This window comes from Vibrio sp. 2134-1 (genome assembly GCF_033339495.1).
This window is the reverse complement of record NZ_JAWOUS010000466.1, coordinates 1-680: the sequence shown is the minus strand read 5'-3', so window position 1 is coordinate 680 and position 680 is coordinate 1. Positions and strand designations below refer to the sequence as shown.

General features: G+C 49.9%; 1 protein-coding gene and 1 pseudogene. Both read left to right on the top strand.

Going from position 1 to position 680, the window contains the following annotated elements; translation table 11 throughout:
• Nucleotides 1–78 precede the first annotated feature (78 nt).
• On the top strand, nt 79–423 hold the full coding sequence (locus tag R7R78_RS26655) for a hypothetical protein (protein WP_000209093.1): 345 nt from the start codon (nt 79–81) through the stop codon (nt 421–423).
• A gap of 77 nt (nt 424–500) precedes the next feature.
• Nucleotides 501–680, top strand: a pseudogene (locus R7R78_RS26650) (hypothetical protein); the annotation flags it as partial.

Here is a 680-nt window from a genome sequence, read left to right as displayed (position 1 = left end):
AAACAGCATTCTACATAACCCTTGGGGGATCACTGCCCCTCGGGCTGGTGGTTCCCTGACAAACATGGAGCCACAACTATGACTACTCTTGCCAGCTTTGCGAATCCGATTTCTGTTATTCAACGCTCACCAACCAGTGGGGTGTTTGGCACAAATCAGTTCGTAGGAGACAAAGAGGGATTTGTACAAAAGGTGCTCGGAAAGTGGTACTGCAATCCAGGGAATACCATTCCCGTTGAGAGCATGTCCCACCTTGAGCAGGCGGAGAAACTGTATGACTTCTATGTCAAGTATCTCCAAGTGAAAGAAAAGATCTCTGTGAACCTTGGCCGGGTGCTGCATAAGCTGTACAGCACTGGTTCTATCAAGGAAGCAGAGATCGTGCTTGAAGCAATAAAGGCTCAGGCTGGCGTAACAGCTTGAGCAATCTACTAACCCTAAACCGGGTGCATCCGCCCGGTTCGGGACGTGGTGCGCCCCCAAACTATTTGGAGTGCATCATGGAAAAACATAACCTCAAATCCGGATTCAGCATCTATTTCGCTGACGTCCATTTCGAGAAACAAGTCTACGCATTCGGCTCAGGACTTGGCTTCACCTCTGTGATTTACGCCTACTCGCTGGGCCGAGATCCGGAAGAAGCTGAGAAGCTGGCGCTTGAAAAGTACGACTCTGACGAA